The 22,247-nt window shown below is 46.4% G+C and carries 5 protein-coding genes; all 5 read left to right on the top strand.

Annotated features, from left to right (window positions below; genetic code table 11):
* Positions 1-14: 14 nt before the first annotated feature.
* The 5 genes from V6D44_RS16395 to V6D44_RS16375 are packed head-to-tail and all read left to right on the top strand — an operon-like array spanning position 15 to position 22,204.
* Entirely contained in the window at positions 15-2,684 is a 2,670-nt protein-coding gene (locus V6D44_RS16395; RefSeq protein WP_087991369.1) for a non-ribosomal peptide synthetase, read from the top strand.
* Positions 2,677-7,200 (top strand): type I polyketide synthase, encoded by a 4,524-nt coding sequence (locus tag V6D44_RS16390; protein ID WP_253268882.1) that lies wholly within the window; start codon positions 2,677-2,679, stop codon positions 7,198-7,200. The genes V6D44_RS16395 and V6D44_RS16390 overlap by 8 nt, the downstream gene beginning before the upstream one ends.
* A 17-nt stretch (positions 7,201-7,217) precedes the next feature.
* Positions 7,218-14,780, top strand: coding sequence for a type I polyketide synthase (locus tag V6D44_RS16385; protein WP_253268883.1), 7,563 nt, complete (start codon positions 7,218-7,220; stop codon positions 14,778-14,780).
* 1 nt (position 14,781) lies between these two features.
* On the top strand, positions 14,782-21,210 hold the full coding sequence (locus V6D44_RS16380; RefSeq protein ID WP_333516738.1) for an HAD-IIIC family phosphatase: 6,429 nt from the start codon (positions 14,782-14,784) through the stop codon (positions 21,208-21,210).
* Positions 21,203-22,204, top strand: a complete 1,002-nt coding sequence (locus V6D44_RS16375) for a phosphotransferase enzyme family protein (protein WP_202328333.1) — start codon at positions 21,203-21,205, stop codon at positions 22,202-22,204. The genes V6D44_RS16380 and V6D44_RS16375 overlap by 8 nt, the downstream gene beginning before the upstream one ends.
* Positions 22,205-22,247: the final 43 nt, after the last annotated feature.

The raw sequence follows: 22,247 nt of genomic DNA, 5'->3' as shown, positions 1-22,247 counted from the left end.
ATAGGTGAATAACAATGAATCAAACCGATGTCTTTCAATTGAAAACCGCGGCTCTTGAAAAAGTGAAGGAGCGGCAATTTTGGACTTCTCTATTAACTCAAATTTCGTCGGACTGCCGTTTTCCTTATGATTCAAAGCAGTTTGATCAAACCGATGAAGAAGCTTCATTCACTTTTTCATTTCCGGTTCAGCTGGAAAAGGCCATCTTAAAGGCATCCGGAGCTTCAGATTTGCGTATGTTTATCATTTTTATGACTGTGGCAGTCACATTGCTGCACAGGTACAGCGGAAGAACGGATATCGTGGCGTCGGCTCCAGTGATGAAACAGCGGGAAACACAGCCGGTGATCAATGACCTTCTTCCGCTGCCGGTGAAAATAAACCCTTCTATGAGTTTCAGAGACTGCCTTGAGCGGGTGAAACAGTCTTTTCAACAAGCGTATGCCCATCAAAATTATCCTGTGAAAATCCTGTTGGATGAGCTCTATCCTTTGCATATAAAAGGGGGTCCCCGCTTCGGCATTTCCGTGGCAATGGCTGACCTTCAGCAGCCCGCCTCATTGAAAGAGATGGACACCGATTTGTTGATTTCCATTCAGCGTGACGAAGGGATACTGACTGGTAAGGTGAGCTGGAATTTAAGGCATTACACCTTTGAAACGGCTGAACGGATAGCCGGCCATTTTTGCACGCTGGCAGAGCAGGCGATGTCAGCGCCAGAGACGCCAGTTACTGAGCTGCAATTTCTTTCTCAAGAAGAGAGAGAGAAAATCACCATGACATTTAACCAAACAAATCAGCCATATCCGAAAAACAAATCAATTGTCGATCTATTCAAAGAACAGGCCGATCGCAAGCCGGATCAGCCTGCGATTGTTTATGAAGATATCAGCTTCACATACAGTGAGGCTGATGAATTGTCAGACAGGATCGCTGCTTTTTTGATAAAAGAGGGTGTTCGTCATGAGGAGGCTGTTGGGCTGATGGTTCATCGTTCGGCAGAAATGGTTATCGGCATATTAGGCATATTAAAAGCCGGCTGTCCTTATTTGCCGATAGATGTAAATATGCCGTCCGAACGGATGGATTATATGCTGAGAAACAGCGGTTCGCGGTTTGTGATCACGAACGAGGATCATGACATTTCTGCTGGGGATAAAAAAAGCTTATTGATAGAGGAAATGATGAAATTTGAAGGGACGGCGGAGCATGGGCGTCTGCCGTCTCCTGAAAATCTCGCTTATGTGCTGTATACATCCGGGACAACAGGCAAACCGAAAGGCGTGATGGTGGAGCATCGTCAAGTCATCAATTTAGTATATGGCATAGACAGCCTTCATTTTCAGCCGTTTTCACAAGTGCATCTACGCATCGGCATGCTTGCATCTCATATTTTTGACGCATCTGTGCAAACGTTATTTCCTGCGGTGCTTCTCGGACACACCTTATATATTGCACCGGATCATGCAAGGATGGATGGAAAGCAGCTGTGGTCTTTTTATGAGGAGAACCGCATTCATATTTCAGATGCGACCCCCTCTCATTTGCGCCTAATGATCAAAGCCGCTGAGAAAGAGCCGCACCACGTTAACGAATTGAAGTTAATATTGGCAGGCGGCGAAGTTCTTCAGCCCCAATTGGTTGACCAGTTTTTACAAACGTTTCAAGCCGACAAGCCGGTGATGACAAATAATTACGGCCCGACGGAATGCGCTGTACAGTCAGCGGCTTTTATTATTCCTGAGCCTTGGAATGAAGCCGCCGTGCCGATCGGCAGGCCGATGCCAAATGAGCAGATTTTTATTCTGGATCATTGCGGCCAGCCTGTGCCCATTGGCTTGTACGGAGAATTATGCATTGCCGGCGACGGTGTGGCAAGAGGATATATCGGTCAGCCTGAGCTGACGGCTGAAAAGTTTACAGTACCGCAGCATATCCCCGCCAGCAAGCTTTATCATACCGGTGACTTGGCGAGATGGCGTTCTGACGGCTTAATCGAATTTTTTGGCAGGTATGATGATCAAGTGAAAATAAGAGGATTCAGAGTAGAGCTGGATGAGATTAAAAAAGCCTTGCTTGATTACAGTGAGTCCGGACAAATCATTCATGACGCGGTGATTATTCCAGTTCAAAAGGAATCGGATGACCAGTTTCTTGTGGCGTATCTCATTTCCGATCAAAAGTTGAAAACTCGAAAAATGAGAGAATTTTTAGCAGCAAAGCTGCCGGCTTATATGATTCCAAGGCGATTCATTCGCATAGATTCGTTTCCGATGAACCTGTCAGGAAAGCTTGATATCAAGGCTCTTCCAGATCCTTTGGAAGAGCCTGAATCTGACGAGCAGGTCATAAAACCGCACAATGAAACAGAGAAAAAGCTGGTTTCCATTTTTGCTGGCATTTTGAATATATCTGAATCTGAAATCAGCATGGAAGATAACTTTTTTGATATCGGCGGAAACTCATTTCACATCGTAGAACTATCGAACAAATTGAAAGAGCAGTTTGGACAAGAACTGTCAGTTGTTCAGCTGTTTCAATATACATCCGTTTCAGCAATAGCTGCCCAGCTCAGCCGGCAAACGGAGTCTGAGGGTTCTCAGGCAAACGCTGAGAGAGCGGAAGAGGCAGCGGAAGATTTAGAAAATGTCTCACAACTGTTAGGCGGGATCTCTGATGAGTAAAACAACAGGCTTGGAAATCGCGGTTATCGGAATGGCTTGCCGTTTCCCAGGTGCCAAAAATATTGAAGAGTTTTGGGAGAATATCAAAACGGGCACGGAATCCGTTACATTTTTCTCAAAAGAAGAGCTTATGGAAGCTGGTGTGCCTAAAGAGCAGCTCGATCATAAGAATTATGTCAGGGCCAAAGGAAAAGTAGACCGGCATGACCACTTTGACGCAGCGTTTTTCGGCTACTCACAGCGCGAAGCAGAGGTGATGGACCCGCAAGTGCGCATGTTTCATGAAGTCGCGTGGGAATCCCTTGAAAACGCCGGGTACAATCCCGAAAACTATTCCCAGCCTATAGGCTTATTCGGCGCTGCGTCTGCGAATTTGTACTGGCAGGCAAGTTCAATGCTGCTGAGAAGCAGCAGTTCTTCTGAGCAGTTTGCTGCTGTGCAGTTGACGGACAAGGACTTTATGAATACGCAAATTTCTTACAAATTAAATTTGAAAGGGCCGAGTATCGCAGTGGATACAGCTTGTTCTTCTTCTCTGACCGCTGTGCATCTCGCATCCAGAGCTTTGCTTACCGGCGACTGTAAAATGGCGCTGGCCGGAGGTGTAACGGTGACTTGTCCCCACAAAAAGGGTTATATGTATCAAGAAGGGATGATTATGTCGCCAGACGGCCGCTGCCGCGCATTTGATGCGGAAGCAAAAGGGACAGTCGGGGGCGAGGGCTGCGGTGTTGTAGTGCTCAAAACCTTAAAACAGGCGCTGAAGGATCAAGACCATATTTACGCTGTCATTAAGGGATCAGCATATAACAATGACGGCAGCCGTAAAGTCGGTTACACCGCGCCAAGTATCGAAGGGCAGGCGGATGTCATTAGAAAAGCACTGAACATCAGCCGTGTAGAGCCCGAAAGTATTTCTTATGTCGAAGCGCATGGCACGGGCACTTCGCTAGGAGATCCAGTTGAAATAGAGGCGCTTAACCAAGCGTTTCAAACAGAAAAGAAGCAATACTGCGCGATCGGCTCTGTTAAAACAAATATCGGTCATTTGGATTCCGCCGCGGGAATTGCGGGGTTTATTAAGACGGCGCTGAGTCTCAAAGCGAGAATCCTGCCGCCAAGCCTTCATTACAAAAATCCCAATCCTAAAATTGATTTTGAAAACAGTCCTTTTTATGTCAGCACATCAGCAAAACAATGGACAGCATCTGACCGTGTGTTTCGGGCGGGGGTCAGTTCCTTTGGGATCGGCGGCACGAATGTTCATGTTGTCATGGAGGAGCCGCCGATGAAGGAAAGACGCCATAAAGAGGATCATGAAGACTGCCTTATGCTTATTTCTGCCCGGTCTGAAAAAGCTGCAACTAAGGCTGCGGATCAAGTCAAGCAATTTATAAAAGAGAATGAAGAGGTACCGCTCCAAGACATTTCATACACGCTGCAAGAGGGCCGCAGGCATTTTCAGTATCGTCAGGCATTTACGGCGGGTCCTTTAGGAATAACAAGCGATAAGGCAACTTCTTCAATAGCGCTGGAAAAGCCGGCGGTTGTCTTTATGTTTTCCGGTCAAGGCTCTCAATACGTCAATATGGGGAAACAACTGTATGAAATGGAGCCCATATTTCAGGAGGAGCTGCACCGCTGTTTTGCCATTCTGCAAGCTGAGGAAGGACTCAATATTAGAAGCATCATGTTTCCGGCTAATGAAGCAGAAAGCAAAGAAGCCGAACGGCTTATCCATGAAACTTCGTATACACAGCCTATTTTATTTTCTTTTGAATATGCGCTGGCGTCCTTCTTGATCAAAAAAGGTTTAAAACCGCAATACATGATAGGCCACAGCATAGGAGAAGTAACGGCAGCCTGTCTGTCAGGCATTTGTTCATTGGAAGACGCGCTTCATATGGTTGTGGTGAGAGGCCGATTGATGCAGGAGATGCCGGAGGGAGAAATGTTGAGCGTCGGCCTGTCTGGCAGAGAGATAGAAATGGAATTGACGGAGGGCGTTGAGCTTTCGGCTTCAAACAGCTCTGATTTATCCGTTGTATCAGGTTTTATGGAGCCAATCAATGCTTTTGCCATGCGCCTTCAGTCCAAAGGAGTGGCAATTCAGCACTTAAAAACGTCCCATGCGTTTCATTCAAGCATGATGAAGCCGGCGGCCTCTCGTTTTGCTGATATTCTGAAAAACATGGAATTCCAAGTACCTGGCCTTCCGTTTATTTCGAATGTGACAGGCGATTGGATACAAAGAGAGCAGGCGGCAGATCCGGAGTATTGGGCTTCGCAAATCATAGAAAAGGTTGATTTTCATTCAGGGCTGAACACACTTTTACAAATGGGCAATGTTGTATTCGTTGAGATCGGGCCAGGGAACACTTTAACGCAGTTTGTGAGAAAGCATAAGGGTTTTATGACAGAGCGGCATGCCGCGGTAAATATCATCAGGCATCCAAAGGAAGTATCATCTGATCGTGTCTATCTGTTAAACAGCATCGGCAGGCTTTGGACGCATGGTGTAAACATGAACTGGGAGCAATTTCGCAAGGGAGGCTCATACGAAAGGGTCCCGCTTCCGACTTATCCTTTTGAGCATCAAGTATTTCCCGATCCGCAAACATCTCAGGGCGGAATGGAAGAAAAGATCAAAAACGAATTGAAATTAAACGTTGCTTCAAGTGAAAAACAGCTTCCTTTTGATAAGTGGTTTTCCGTTCCGTTCTGGGAACGAATGGAACCAGTCAATGAGACATTCACTCATCAAGGAAAGAGGATACTTGTTTTTGAAGAAAACAGTGATGTCAGCCAACATCTCATAAAACAGCAAGCGGAGGCAGTGTCTGTCCTGCCGGGTGATTGCTTTGCGGAAACAGATAGCAACACGTTTACGGTAAAACGCGGGGATACGTCCCACTTTCGGAAGCTGCTGGATGAACTCAATTCAAGAGGGTTTGTCCCTGATGAAATCATCTGGATGTGGCTGCAAGACTGTGATTGCCGTGATGGAGACATTGCGGAGCACACAATAGCCGGTTATCTCCCTCTTCTTGATCTTGTCCGTTTACTTGGAACACAGAGCAATAAAAGATTCAACATAACCGCAGTGACCAATCAAGCCCACGATGTGACGGGAACGGAGGAACTTCAGCCTCATCAGGCTGCGCTGACCGGAGTCTGTTTGACCATTCCGCAAGAGTATAAGCAGATCAGCTGTAAAGCGGTTGATCTTTATCCGGATCCGAGACGCGGCCAATCAAGCTGGCCTGAAATGATTTCTTATGAACTGCAAAAAGAAGATGATGAGCCTATTGTGGCTTATCGCGGAAACAGCAGATGGATTCGGCAGGCGAAGCAGCCGGCCAAGCAAGATGAGATCAATATGACCGGCAAACTCAGGCATAAAGGAGTTTATATCATTACAGGCGGCCTTGGCGGGATCGGGTTATCTCTTGCATCTCATTTAGCTGTAACGGTTCACGCGAAGCTTGTGCTGCTAAGCCGGACAGGACTGACTGATCAACTAAGAGCAGACGATAAAGCAAAAAAACGCAATGCTGTGGCAGAGCTCGAGAAGGCTGGAGCCGAAGTGCTGGTATTGCAGGCGGATATTTCAGACGAGGCAGAGCTTCAAAAAGCCCTGCAAACAGCAGAATCTCGCTTCGGACAAGCTATTCATGGCGTTATTCATGCGGCAGGCATTCCTGATGGCAAAGTGATTCACGCAAGGACGCCAGACGATGAGAGGCATATGGCGAAAGCCAAAATAACAGGAACGGCTCTGTTAAGAAAAGCGCTTAGAAACAAAAAGCCAGACTTCTTCTTCATTTGTTCCTCTCTTGTTTCATTTTTGGGAGCGGGGGGCCAAGTCGGCTACGCTGCATCAAACGCATTTTTGGACAGTTATGCTCACGCATGCCAAAAAGAAGGCGAAAACATGGTGACGGTTAACTGGGACCGTTGGGAACAAGTAGGGATGGCATATGAATCAGAAACGGCGACCATTCTTTCGAAGATAGCGAACAAAGAAGAGCAAAACCAAGGAATTCTGCCGAGTCAAGGCGCAAAAGCGTTTATGAGAGCTTTGCAGCTGAGCTACCCGCAAGTCCTGATTTCACTGCAGGACGTAAACAAACGAATGAAAGACAGCTATGTGAAAAAGGACAGACAAACCGCAGAGCATGTGCTGACAAAAGACCGGTTAGATACACTTGAAGATAGGTTAATGAATATCTTCAGAGATTATTTTCATTCTGAAACAGATGTAAATATGAATTTCTTTGAATTAGGAGCCTCTTCACTGGATCTGCTTCAGGTGAGCGGGAGAATCAAAAACGAACTCGGCGTGGATATCCCGGTTGTGATGATGTATGCCCACCCGACGGTTGCGGCGTTAACCCAAGCTGTTAAAGCGCAGCAAAGCGGTGATGACTTACACATAAAAGGAGTAGAGCCAGATCGCCAAAAAGCCATAAATGAAGGGAAAAAACGGCGAAAACAGCGAATGAGACGAAAATAGATAGGAGGCTGATTTCCATGGCTGACGAAAAACAATGGACAGAAACAGGACTGGAAATAGCGGTAATCGGTATGGCGGGCAAGTTTCCAGGCGCGGCACATATTGATGAGTATTGGAGCAACATTTCAAAAGGGATAGAATCGGTCACTCAATTTACCGATGAAGAATTAATCAAAGCCGGAGTGGATGAGGCGCTGCTTCGCCAAGATGCGTATGTAAAAGCAAAACCGATCATTGATGAAGTTTCTGACTTTGATGCGGAGTTTTTCGGCTATTCACCGAGAGAAGCTGCCTTAATGGATCCGCAAATCAGACTCATGCATGAATGTGCCTGGGAAGCGCTGGAGCATGCGGGCTGTGACCCTGAACGGTTTAACGGGCTGATCGGGCTGTATGCTGGTGCTTCTAGCAATTTGTCCTGGATGGGCCGGCATATGTCTTCTCTTCATAAGCATGAAGACGCTTTTCAAATCATGCATTTAAATGATTCGTCGTTCGCATCACGAATCGCTTATAAACTTAATTTAAAAGGGCCGAGTGTATCAGTTCAAACCGCTTGCTCGACTTCTCTTGTCGCGATACATATGGCGTGCCAGGGCTTGATTGGGGGAGAATGTGACCTTGCATTAGCCGGAGGTGTTACCCTGAGCCTGCCGCATATATCTGGGTACCTTTATCAGGAAGGAATGATCTATTCTTCAGATGGTCATTGCCGTCCGTTTGATGAACAGGCGAACGGAACCATTTTTGGTGAAGGAGCCGGAGTAGTGGCGTTAAAGCGATTGAAAGACGCACAAGCTGACGGCGATGCGATTTATGCCGTCATCAAAGGCTCTGCCATTAATAATGATGGAAACAATAAGGCCGGGTATACGGCTCCAAGTGCTGAAGGCCAGGCGAATGTCATTGCCACAGCTATGGAGATGGCGGAAACGGAACCGGAAACCATCGGTTATGTTGAGGCTCACGGGACAGGAACGCCTGTCGGAGATCCGATTGAAATTGAGGCGCTGACCCGCGCTTTCAATACAGATAAAAAAGCATACTGCCGAATTGGTTCTGTCAAAGCGAATATCGGACATCTGGACGCCGCCTCTGGGGTAGCTGGATTTATCAAAACCGTTATGATGCTCCATCATAAAAAACTGCCGCCCGCTTTTCACTATCAAAATTCGAACCCGCGCATCAAATTTGAGAACACGCCGTTTTTTGTCAATACAAAGCTGACTGAGTGGGCATCCCTGCAAGGGCCGAGAAGAGCCGGCGTGAGCGCTTTTGGAATCGGCGGGGCTAATGCGCACGTTGTTCTTGAAGAGCCCCCATCTCTTACTGATGAAATGCCAGCCGGCGGTCCTGAGTTAGTTGTTCTTTCTGCGAGAACAAGACAGGAGCTGGCCCGCTCAATGGATCAAATGGCTGATTTTCTTCGCCGGAACCCGGAATCGCCGCTGCCAGCTATAGCTCGCACGTTACAGCTTGGCAGAAAGCAATTTCAGTACAGAGTCGCTTTTGTTGCCTCAGATCAAAAGGATCTGCTTGATCAGCTTTCTGATCATCGGGATGAGAAACAAATCAGCGAATCGGCGGCTGTATCAAGCAGCACCATGTTTGTATTTGCGGGAGACGTTCAAGAGGGCTTTGACCGATATGCGGAACTATACCGTACAGAGAACCTGTTCAAAAAAGAAGTTGATGTTTGCCTTGAAAAGGTGCATAACGCTTTTCAGCAGGATGTTCTCGGTTTCTTTAAAGTGTGCATTTCTGCTCCAAACACATACCGGGAAGAGAAAGATCTGGGATTGGTCCATACGTTGTCGTTCATCATGGAATACGCCGCAGCCCGTTATTTACAACACATCGGCATAACACCGGGCCGCTTTATCGGACGGGGATTCGGGGAGTTTACGGCGGCCTGTGCGGCAGGAATATTCTCCTTTGAAGAAGGGGCTGTTGCTGCATATAAACGCGGAGAGTTCATCAGTATGTCGCCGGCAGGAAAAATGCTCGGTGTCAGCCTGTCAGAACCGAATATCGTTCAATACTTAGAAAAATCATTATCCTTGGCGCTGATTGATGAGGGGTATTGTGCCGTCTCCGGTTTGCCAGAGGATGTGTATCAGCTGAAGGAGCGGCTTGAACAAGAAGGGATAGCTGCTGAATTATTTGATGGGGAGATCGCGTATCAATCGGATCTGCTGGTTGACGCGGCCGAAGAATTCATGCACTTCCTTGGCATGCTGGACATGAAATCACCAGACATTCCAGTCGTTTCGTCTGTTACTGGAAAAGTTATAGCAGATTCAGAAGCAGCAGATCCAAGCTATTGGGCCGGCCAAATCTGCAAGCCGATACGATTTTTTGAACATATCTCGTCTTGTTTGCGGAAGGAACCTGCTGTTTGCATAGATCTGCGTTTGACTCAGGGTGCATCAGTATTTACAGAGCGCCGTTCAGTTGGCGTGACAGATAAACTCGGCACACAAGGACACACAGACGTTTTAAAGTTACATATATACGGAGCGTTGTGGAGTCTCGGTGCTGAGATTGATTTCAGCGTCCTGCACGAACCTCAGGATAATAAAAGGTTAGCCCTGCCGACTTACCCTTTTACAAAGCAGCATTTCCCGCTGTCTGACAATTCAGCGCAGGATAGGGAGGAAGAAGCGCCTCGGCAACTGGCGGATACACATCCCGAATTGCCGGCACTGACGTTATCAGCTGTTGAAAAGACAATCGGAGAAATTGTCCTAAAGCATTTTGGATTCCATGAACTGGACGATGAGGTGCCGTTTTTTGAACTGGGGGCTACATCGCTTGATATCTCTCAATTAGCGGCAAAATTCACAGATCATTTGAAATGGAAAGTGGAACCAGTTGTGCTTTATCAATTTGCCACAGTTCGCAGCCTGGCGAAGCATCTTCATCAACAGGTTCCAACGGTGGCCGGCCAGCCGGAAATGATGCAGCCTCAAAAGGTGCCTCAAACCCATTCGAATGGCCGGGGATCGGATATCGCGATTATCGGTATGGCAGGGCGTTTTCCCGGAGCCGGCAATTTGGATGAGTTTTGGAAAAATCTTGTAAACGGCAAAGAATCTATCAGCTTCTTTACGGATGAAGAATTAAAAGCGTCAGGTATGGATGATCAGCTCTTGAAGCACCCCAATTATGTAAAAGCGAAGGGTATCCTCGAAGATCCTGATAGGTTTGATGCTGATTTTTTTCAATATTCCTCAAGAGAAGCAGAATTGATGGATCCGCAATTCAGGCTTTTACATGAATGTGCATGGGAGGCTTTAGAAGATGCGGGCTGTGACCCTGAGCGGACAACAGGGAAAATTGGCGTCTACACTGGGACAAGTCCGAACCTCGAATGGATCACACGTTTTGCAGGAAAACTGGATGGGACTGAACAGTTCAGCTCCATGCTGTTAAATGACAGAGAATTTTTCAGCACCCAGCTTGCTTATAAATTAAACCTGCATGGGCCGAGCATCACAATGCAAACAGCCTGCTCCACTTCTCTAGTGAATATTGGAGCGGCATGCCAAGCGCTGCAAAACGGAGCATGTGACGCAGCGCTTGCAGGAGGCGTAACTGTCAGCACGCCTTTGCGGTCAGGTTATGTTTATCAGGATGGCATGATTCAATCACCGGATGGGCATTGCCGGCCTTTTGATGAGGAAGCGGGCGGTACAGTTTTTGGCGATGGCGCGGGAATTGTCGTTTTAAAAAGATATGAGGACGCCGTTAAAGAAGGGCATACCATTTATACAGTCATAAAAGGGGTCGGAATGAATAATGACGGAAGCCGAAAAGTCGGTTTTACCGCCCCGAGCGTAGAAGGCCAGACCGAAGTGTTAAAGAATGCATACGAGAATGCAGGTATTGATCCGAACACAGTAGGGTATATCGAAGCTCACGGAACCGGTACAAAAATGGGTGATCCAATTGAAATAGAAGCGCTGAGCCAGGTTTTTAAAAGTGACAAGCCAATGTCAATTCCAATCGGGTCAGTGAAAAGCAATGTCGGACATTTGAACAGCGCTTCCGGCATTGCCGGTCTCTTTAAGGCCGTTTTATCGATAAAACATAAAACAATTTTGCCAAGCTTGAACTACACAACACCTAATCCGCATATTCATTTTGACCGGACGCCTTTTTATGTCAATACCGAGGCGACTTACTGGAAGGAATCCGATTATCCTAGGCGGGCGGGTGTCAGCTCCTTCGGAATTGGCGGCACAAATGCACATATAGTACTGGAAGAAGAGCCGGAGTCTGGCAGAGAAGCTTCCGAAAGCCAGCGGCATTTGCTTGTTTTGTCCGCAAAAACAGACACAGCCTTAGAGCTGATGACAAATCGATTAAAGGAATTTCTTCGAACGCATCCAAACGTTCCATTAGAAGATGTGGCATACACCTTGCAAGTCGGCAGAAAACAATTTTCATACCGAAAATCCGTCGTGCTGTCAACATCAACGGAATGGGAAAGCGGTTCGGAGATCACCGGTTATCAAAGACACAGCGGGCGCCCGACTGCCTTTATGTTCTCCGGCCAAGGTTCTCAATATATTGATATGATGAAAAATTTATATGAAGCTGAACCAGTATTTCAGAAAGAAGCGGACCGCTGTTTTGCCTTGGCTGAAAAAATACATCAGGTCGATTTGAAGGCAATCGTCTTCCCGGATTCAACTGATGGGGCGAAGCTGACGGAGACCGCTGTAGTGCAGCCGCTGCTGTTCATATTTGAATACGCGCTCGCAAAGCTGCTGCAAAGTGCAGGCATCTCGCCGGATTATATGATTGGACACAGCATTGGTGAATACACTGCTGCATGCTTGTCAGGCGTGTTTTCATTAGACACGGCTTTAACGCTCGTCATGGAGCGGGGACGATTGATGCAGCAGCTGGAATCTGGAGCAATGATAAGTGTTCAGCTATCAGAGGAAGAGCTGCAGCCGCTGCTAACGAACGGTCTGTCACTTGCGGCTGTCAATGCTCATGACTTATGCGTAGTCTCAGGAAAAAGTGAGGAGATTGAGGCGTTAGCCATTTTCCTTGAAGAGAAGGGCATTGCCGGACGGCAGCTGCATACTTCTCACGCTTTTCATTCTTATATGATGGAGCCGATTCTTGCGGAATTTGAAGCGCTTGTGAAGCAGATGGATATGCATATTCCCCGCATCCCTTTTGTCTCTAATGTCACAGGGACTTGGATACTGCCGGAACAAGCACAAGATCCGGCTTATTGGTCTCAGCACTTAAGAGGCACAGTGCGTTTTCATAAAGGATTAGAGCAAATTCTAAATGATGAAAACGTGCTGTTGATCGAAGTCGGGCCCGGCAGCACACTCAGTACATTTGCCAAAAGGCACAAGAAGCGATCAAACCGGCATGACATTGTTCATACAGTCCGGCATGCTCAAGAACCAGCTGATGACCATGCTTATTTCTTGAAGAAACTAGGGCAGATTTGGGTATGCGGTTATGAGATTGACTGGAATCGGTATAGCGGTGATAAGCCTAAGCGCCTCGTACCGCTGCCGCCTTATCCTTTTGAGAGAAAACGCTATTGGATAGAAGCGGCTGACAATGCGGCTACTGCTATCGCCTCCGCTGATGAGCCAAATAAAAAGGAGCAGATGGATCAATGGTTCTACCTTCCATCATGGGAAAGAAAGATCAAGTCCGCGAATGTCCGAAAACAAGAACAGCCGGCTGAAAGCGGAAAAACGCTTGTGTTTCATGAAGGAACAGCCTTTGGAGACCGGCTTGTGCAATCGATACGCCGTCATGGACGTGAAGCGGCAGTTGTCACGAGGGGCCGGCAATTTGAAAAGGTGAGCAGCGGATTGTATATCATCAATCCGGCTGACAGCACGCATTATGAGCGTTTGTTTTTTTCACTTGCTTCAGACGGACTTCTTCCAAACCGCATCATGCATCTCTGGAGCGTTTCTGAACAAAGTGAATCTCAGCAATCTTTCAGTGCTTACAGTGAAAGCGGCTATTACAGTTTGATTTTTACTGCACAGGCAGCAGCCAATCAAAAACAAATGAACCAATGTGACATATTTGTGCTGACAAGCGGCATTCATGAGGTGACGGGAGAAGAGCAAATCGATGCAGAAAAGTCTCCGGTTTTAGGGCCATTGAAAGTGATTCCGCAAGAATACAACCATATGAAGTGCTGGAACATCGATATCCCTCCTTTGCCGGACAATTTGACATGGAAAGAAGAGGAGCTGATCGACCAAATCCTTGAGGAAGCCGAAGACCCAGACCCAGATCAGATTATCGCATACCGAAGCCGCCGCAGATGGGTGCAGGCGTATCAGCCTGTACAGTTAAATAAAGCATCCGCCTTACCGGAGATGATCCGCCCTAATGGCGTATATCTTATCACCGGAGGATTGGGCGGAATCGGTTTTATTTTATCTAAGATGCTTGCGCAAGAAGGGAATGTCCGTCTGATTCTGACAGGAAGAAGTGAACTTCCGCCGCCAAGCCAGTGGGAAAGCTGGTGCAAAAAACATCAGGAAGATGATCCGATGACTGCGAAAATCCGAAAAATACAAGAATTGGAGAATCTGGGCGCAAAGGTGACAGCTCTTCAGGCGGATGCAGGAAGCCTATCAGATATGCAATCTGTTATGAGAGAGATTCATGCTGAATTCGGACAGCTGAACGGCGTCTTTCACGCCGCTGGTCTCCCGGGTAGTTCGTCATTCCGGGCTATTAAAGATATACCCGGGGCAATTGAAGGCGGAGAGGACCAATTCAAGTCTAAAGTAAGGGGCCTGGAAGTGCTTGAATCGTTATTGGAAAACGAAAAAATAGATTTCTGCTTCTTATTTTCATCGATCAGTGCTTTACTCGGCGGTCTCGGCTTTTCCGCTTATTCTGCAGCAAATATTTATATGGACGCCTTTTCCGCGAGGATGAATCAGCGCAGCGAGATTCCTTGGATATGCGTCAATTGGGATGCCTGGAACTTCTGGGGACAGCTTGAATCTACAATTGGTGAATCCATTGCTGATCTTGCGATTTTGCCCGAAGAAGGGGCCGAGCTTTTTCAATATGTGCTGTCTGATATCCACAATCGCCATCTATTGGTTTCAACAGGTGATTTGGGCCATAGAATCAAGCAATGGATATCCATGAATACAGAAAGCGCAGCGGGTGAGAAGAAAAAAGCAGCCGCCGTACACACAAGACCTGAATTGAATAATCCATATGTCGCTCCCCGCAGTAAAACAGAACAAGTGATTTGCGGCATCTGGCAGGATTTTATGGGTTTGGAGCAAGTCGGCATACATGATAACTTTTTTGATCTTGGGGCCAGCTCTTTAGATATCGTACAAGTGACAAACCGCTTAAATAAGGAATTGGGAACGAATGAGGCAGTGGTGACTTTATTCACATACCCGTCAGTGGCTGCTTTAGCGCAATTTATCAGTCCTGATCAAGAAGAAAGTGAAGAGGAGACAGAGGAAATGGCGGCTGTATCCAGCGTACGGAGAAAAACGCGGTTACGCAATCAGCGAGATAAAAGATTGAGAGGCGGCGAATAGAATGAGTAATTCTAACAATTCGAATCACGGAGCTGAAATTGCTGTTATCGGAATGGCAGGCCGATTTCCGGGTGCGAAAAACATGCAGGAGTTTTGGAGCAATTTGATAAATGCGAAAGAGACGATTTCTTTTTTCACTGATGAGGAACTGAGAGAAGAAGGCGTGGATGAAGAGCTGCTGAATAATCCGCGATTTGTAAAAGCAAAAGGAATTGTGGAGGATGTAGACCTGTTTGACGCCGGCTTCTTTGACTATACGCCAAAGGAAGCTGCTATGATGGATCCGCAGTTCCGAATCTTTCATGAATGTGTGTGGACCGCGTTGGAAGACGCTGGATACGATCCTTTCACTTACAAAGGGCAGATCGGCCTTTATACAGGAGCCGGCCTCAATGCAGAATGGGTGCTGAGGGCTCTTCAGGGGGCAAAGCATGGAGAAGACTCAAAGACGCTGGAAACAGCTGTTTTGAATATGAGAGATTATATGGCAACACTTATTTCTTATAAGCTTAACCTGAAAGGGCCGAGCATGATGGTGCAGACTGCTTGCTCAACCTCGATGGTCTCTATTCATCTTGCTGCCCAGGCTTTGTTAAATGGAGACTGCCATATGGCGGTTGCAGGCGGAGTCTCTATCCGCCTGCCGCAAAAATCCGGATATCTCTACCAAGAAGGTATGATCCATTCTCCAGACGGGCATTGCCGCGTCTTTGATGATGAGGCGGCGGGCACAGTATTTGGAGACGGGGCAGGAGCGGTCATTTTAAAAACGCTAGAAGATGCCGAAGCAGACGGAGATCATATTTATGCTGTTATAAAAGGTACTGCAATCAATAATGACGGCAGCAGAAAGGTTGGATATACAGCGCCGAGCACCAAAGGCCAGGTAACAGCTATCAAAACAGCCCTGCACATGGCAGAGGTGGAGCCTGAAACCATTACGTATGTCGAGGCTCACGGCACAGGGACGACACTCGGTGACCCGATAGAAATAGAAGCGCTAAAACAAGCTTATCAAACAGACCGTCGCGGCTACTGCAGAATTGGTTCTGTCAAATCCAACATTGGTCATTTAAATGATGCGTCAGGTGTGGCCGGATTTATGAAAGCAGTTCTAAGCTTAAAGCATAAAATGATTCCGCCGACTCTGAGTTTCGAAAAGCCAAACGCCAAAATCGATTTTGAGCAATCACCATTTGTCGTCAACACGGAACTCACCCCTTGGGAAGAAAACGAATTCCCGCGCAGAGCGGGCGTTAGTTCATTTGGCATAGGAGGAACAAATGGCCATGTCATATTAGAGGAAGCACCAGCGCATCACAAAGAAGCGGAAAGACACGACGCGGAACTCTTATTGCTGTCAGCCAAAACACCGGCCGCTTTAAACAACATGACAGACCGGCTATCAAACTATTTCATGAAAAATCAGCAAGCCAATTTGGCAGCCGCCGCATATACCCTTAAAGTAGGGCGTCATTCGTTCCCTTATAAAAAAGCGATTGTGGCAGCGGATGTGTCTGAGCTTATTCAGGCTATTCATGAAAATGACTATGAGTCTGTTAAAACCGGAAGCTCTCAATCAGCAAGCCGGCCCGTTGTCTTTCTTTTTCCGGGACAGGGGGCGCAGTATGTTGATATGGCTAAAGGGCTTTACAATACTGTACCGATTTTTAAGGAGGAGCTCGACGCCTGTTTTGACATATTAAAAAATCATATGGATACAGATCCGCGCTCGGTGCTTTTCTCTGACAATAAGCAGCATGATGCGAAACTGATTAACCAAACTGAATATACGCAGCCTCTTCTGTTCTGTATCGAATATTCACTTGCAAAAATGCTGATCGATTGGGGAATTAAGCCGAAAGCAATGGCGGGGCACAGCATCGGTGAGTATACGGCTGCAGCCATATCGGGTGTGCTCTCATTGGAAGATGCGCTTGACATCGTCAGCTTTCGAGGGGCAGCGCTCCAAAATCTTCCGTCCGGATCTATGCTTAGCGTATCCTTAAGCGAAGCAGACATCAAACCGTATACAGACGAAACTGTTTCAATCGCTGCGGTGAATGCGCCAAATTCATGTGTTGTCTCAGGGGAACTAGACGAGATTGAGGCATTGGAAAGGAAGTTGAGCGCCGAGGGGCATAGCTGCAGAAAACTCCATACATCTCATGCCTTCCATTCACATATGATGGAACCGGTTTTAGAGAGCATGAAACATAAACTCTCTGGCTATCAATTTAAAAATCAAAAGATTCCGTTTGTTTCAAATGTAACAGGGAATTGGATCACAGACGAAGAAGCCGGAGATCCGGCATATTGGGCTCACCATTTACGTGGGACCGTCAGATTTATGGACTGCGCAAAACGTTTAAAAGAAGAATTAAATCCGATTTTTATAGAGGTTGGCCCTGGAAACGCTTTGCGATCGTTTGTCAGCAAGCTGTATCAGGCGGAGGATCAGCCGCAAATCGCGATCCAGCTGTTAAGGCACCCGAAGGAGTCAGCATCCGATTATCGGTATTTGCTGAGCAGGCTGGGAGATATGTGGCTGCACGGGGTTCCGATCGACTGGAAAGCTTTTTATGAGAAGGAGCAGTGCCAGCTTATTCCGCTTCCGACATATCCTTTTGAAAGAGAAAGATACTGGATTGGCCGGACAAAAGAACAGCCGGGCACACCGGCGGCAGAAAATGTCGAGCTTTTGGTGCCTGAGCAAGTAAATGACGAGAAGGCAGCGGATACAGAATCAGATGTTCCATTGAATGAGACAGAAGCGGCTTTGGCGGCCATGTGGAAGGACATTCTCGGAGTCAAACATGTCACATTCGATACACATTTCTTTGAAACAGGAGGGCATTCATTAAACGCCACTGGTCTGATTTCCCGCATTCACAAGGAATTTGGAGCGGAGCTTACATTAAGCGACGTGTTTCAGCATCCGACAATCCGTGCGCTTGCCGCACTTATTGAGCGTTCTGACCGAAATCAATATACATCCATTCAGCCTTCAGAAATAAAAGACGTGTACAGGCTTTCAGCGGCACAGCGGAGAACGTATTTGATTCATCAGAGAATCGGGCAAGTCACCACATATAACATGCCGATGGCCCTTTTATGCTTCGGGAAAATTGATGCCGCCCGCTTCGAGGACACATTCAAAAAGTTGATCGAAAGGCATGAAACACTGCGTACAACCTTTGAAATTAAGGATGGAGAACCTGTTCAGAGAATCCATCATAACTTTGATTTTTCGATTGAACAGACCGAAGCGAGAATGGATGAGCTCGATGACGAAATCAGTTCATTTATACGGCCGTTTGACCTTAAGGTCTCTCCATTAATTCGGGTGAAATTCGTCAAAATTGAAGAAGAAAAACATGCGTTGCTTGTTGATATGCACAATATTGTGGCGGACGGCGCCTCGATGAATATTTTCATAAAAGAATTTACTCAATTATATAGAGGGGAACAGCTCCCAGAAAAAATCATTCAGTATAAAGATTATGCGGAGTGGCAGCAGACATTTTTTAATAGTGACATGTTTAAACGCCAAAAAGAGTATTGGCTGAAACAGCTTGAGGGTGAAGTGCCTGTGCTGAATATGCCTCTTGATTATGAACGCAAAGAACAAAGCTTTTTAGGCAGGGCAATCAAGTTTACAATCCCGCCGCGCGTTTTAGAAAAGCTTGAAAAAATCGGAGAGGCGCAGCAGCTGACCAACAATGTCATGCTGTTTCAGCTCTATGCCATGCTTTTGTCCAGCTATACAAAACAGCAGGAGTTGATGATCGGGTCATTGGTGGCAGGCCGGCGTCATGCGGATATTGAGAATACGATCGGAATGTTTACAAACTTTTTGCCGATCAAAATTCATTTAAATCCTGAAGAATCGTTTGCCGGCAACCTTCAACACACTAAACAAACTCTGCTTGAAGCTTATGACCATCAGGATTATCCGTACGATCAAATGGCAGAAACACTGAAGCCGGTGATCAAGCCGAACCGCAACCCTTTCTTTGACACCATGCTGATCTATCATAATGAGTATGACCCGAATATAAAAATGGAGGCCGGCGGATTAACATTTGAAACATATGAATTCGCAAAAGGCATTTCAAAGCTTGATATGAAAATGGACGTCGTCAAGGAAGTGACGGGAGAGCTTAAATGTGTGCTTCAATACAACCGATCTCTTTTCACTCATGAATCCATGCAGGCATTTGTTTCTCATTTTATCTCTCTTGCTGAAAAAGCTGCGGAAGAGCCTGAAAAACGCATAAAGGACATTCCGGTGCTGAGCCAAAAAGAGCAGGAAGAGGCCGAACGAAAAAGGGAGAGAGAGTCAAATCGAGTCATCGCGTGCCCATTAACCATTTGTTCCAATTTTACGGCTGATCCGATTGTGCCTTACCTCAAATGGTGGGGCGAACAGTTTGATATCAAGCTTGATATCAAGCTGTCTCCTTACGGACAGGTGTTTCAAGAATTGCTTAATGAAGAAAGTTTACTGTCACAGCAAAAAAATGGTGCCAGCCTGCTGTTGATTCGCCTTGAGGATTTGGCGGGGGATTCAGGCCTTTCTTTGGAAGAAAGAATGGCCCACGTTCAATATAATTCAGATGAACTGCTCGCCATCATTAAACAAAAGAAAAAAGAAGTGCCTTATTTCATTGGATTGCTGCCGCTGGAAAATGTGAAAGAGCAGGAGCTTCGGGATATTCTTGTACAGTCCCAGCAGAATTGGATCACGGGGCTTGCTGGAGAAACGGATGTACATTTGATTGATCTCCGACAGCTGCATCAAACATACCAGCTTGATGCCATATTTGACCCGCAAAGTGAAAGAGCGGCAAGAATACCGTTTACTGAAGAATTTTATGCGGCGATGGGAACACGGGTGGCCCGTGAGTTTGCGGCATGGCTCAAACCGCCGTTTAAAGCGGCCGCCATCGATTGTGACGGCACTTTGTGGAGCGGAACCGTGTCTGAAACTGGGGCGGAAGGGATCTTGATTACGCCTGCCCATCGAGCGCTGCAGCAATTTTTAAAGAGAAAACAAGAAGAAGGTTTGCTCCTTGTGCTTTCAAGCAGAAATAATGAAGAAGACGTCTGGAATGTGTTTGAACGACATCCAGATATGATTTTGAAGAAAGAGGACTTTGTCCTGTCACGCATTAATTGGGATGAGAAAGCCAGAAACATGAAAGAAATGGCCGATGAGCTGAACATTTCAGTGGATCGGTTCATATTCTTAGATGATGATCCGGCTCAATGCCTGGAAATGACCGAACGCCTGCCAGAGGTTCTGACCTTGCTTCTGCCATCTGATACAGATTCTATTCCGATGTTCTTAGAACATGTCTGGGCATTTGACAGGTTCACAGTGACAGAAGCTGATCAAAAGCGCACGGAACGATATTTGGCCGCGCAAGAAAGAAAAATAGAATTGAATACGTCCCGTTCGCTTGAAGAATTTCTTTCCGGTTTACATCTGCGTATAGTCTTGACTGAGATGACAGAAGAGCATTTGCCGCGAGTTGCTCAAATGAGCGCGAGAATTAATCAGTTCAATATGAATCCGTCAGTCTACCGTGAGGAGCAGATTGCCCAGCGGCTCAGTACGGACGGCCATATCGGCTGGATCGTTGAAGCAGCGGACAGATTCAGTGATGAAGGCATCGTCGGTGCAATTATGGGAATTCGAACAGAAGATTCATTAAAGTTAGATACTTTCCTTCTCAGCTGCCGCGCACTAGGCAAAGGCATTGAACATAAATTGCTGTCGGGTCTTGCTTCATATGCAAGGGAAAAACAGCTTGCGACGTTGTCCTTGGAGTTTAAGGATTCAGGCAGAAACCGCGCCTTTTCTGAATTTTTGGCTGCACATCGTTTTGCGGAAGAAGCGGGTCCGTTAAAAACAGTTTGTCAAATCTCTGTGCATGATGTTGAGGATCAAAGCAGGCATATTGAATGGGCATCCTCTTTGCAGCCTTCGTCTGGCAAAAAGGAGAAAGCGATTGCGGATGACGGATTGCAACCCGCTTTAATGGAAAACACAAGCGCTCATTGGGAAGTGCTGCATGCTGAGAAATCCTTGCATTCTCCATATTTACTGGCCTTAGATACTCATCAGCCGAAGCATTTGCGGGCGCTGCTAGTAAAGGAACAATTAGGAGCTGAAGCAGAAGATAGCGGACCGAAGACAGAACAGCAAAAAATACTTGTGGACATTTGGAAGGAAATCCTCCACTTGGATTATGTAGGAATTGACAACGATTTCTTTGATTTGGGAGGAAATTCGTTGCTCGCTGTCAAAATGGAAGTAGAGATGGAAAAGAAAGGCTGGTATGTTGATGAGTTGAATCATGCGAAAAAACACACGATAAGGGAATTATCTAAATATATGAAGAGGGAGAATCAGCATGCATAAAGATATTAAAGCAATTTTTGATGAAGATAAGGTTTTGGCAGAAGCTGCCGTTATATATGGATTTACTAGAGATCAAGTACAGTTTTTAGCGGATGCGGAAAACTATGTGTATGAGTTTGCCAAAGACAATGAATCTTATATTTTAAAGATTACACACACGATTCGCCGGTCGCCGGATTATATAATGGGAGAGATGGAATGGCTCCACCATCTTGCTGAAGGCGGGCTTTCAGTCGCCAAACCAATTCCGTCGTTAACCGGTAAAGATGTTGAGGAAGTGCCGGACGGAAACGGCGGAGCATTTTTATTGAGAGTCTATGAAAAGGCGCCGGGTCATAAAGTAGACGAATCTGAGTGGAACGAAACCCTATTTTTCGAGCTTGGCAGATATACAGGGAAGATGCACAGCCTGACAAAAAGCTATAAACTGAGCAATCCTAGATTTAAAAGACAGGAGTGGGATGAAGAAGAGCAATTAAAGCTCAGAAAATATGTCCCCGAAGATCAGACAAAGGTTTTTCAAGAGGCGGACGATTTAATGAATGAGTTGCGTCAACTGCAAAAAAACCGTGACAGCTACGGCCTTGTTCACGCAGATCTTCACCATGGTAATTTTAACTGGGATCATGGTAAGATCACTACATTTGATTTTGATGATATTGGGTACAACTGGTTTGTGAATGATATCAGCATTCTCCTTTACAATGTCCTATGGTATCCAGTCGTCCCATATGAAAATAAAGCAGCCTTTACAGAAGAATTTATGACGCATTTTATAAAGGGATACAGGGAGGAAAATGAAATTGCCGCCGAGTGGCTCAAGAAAATCCCGGATTTCCTCCGTCTGCGCCATATGCTGATTTATGGATTGCTGCATCAAATGTTTGACCTTGATTCAATAGGAGAAGAAGAAAAAGAAATGCTTAAGGGATTCAGAAACGATATCGAAAATCAAACGCCGATAACCGAATTTGACTTTTCGAAGTTAGCGTAAGAAATTTGCGCCGATCCCCTTATTAAAAAACTCCGGCTGTGAG

The organism is Bacillus sp. 0209A (genome assembly GCF_036765095.1).
GTDB lineage: Bacteria > Bacillota > Bacilli > Bacillales > Bacillaceae > Bacillus > Bacillus subtilis_G.
The sequence above is the reverse complement of the archived record's forward strand: the minus strand, read 5'-3'. Positions and strand labels throughout refer to the sequence as shown.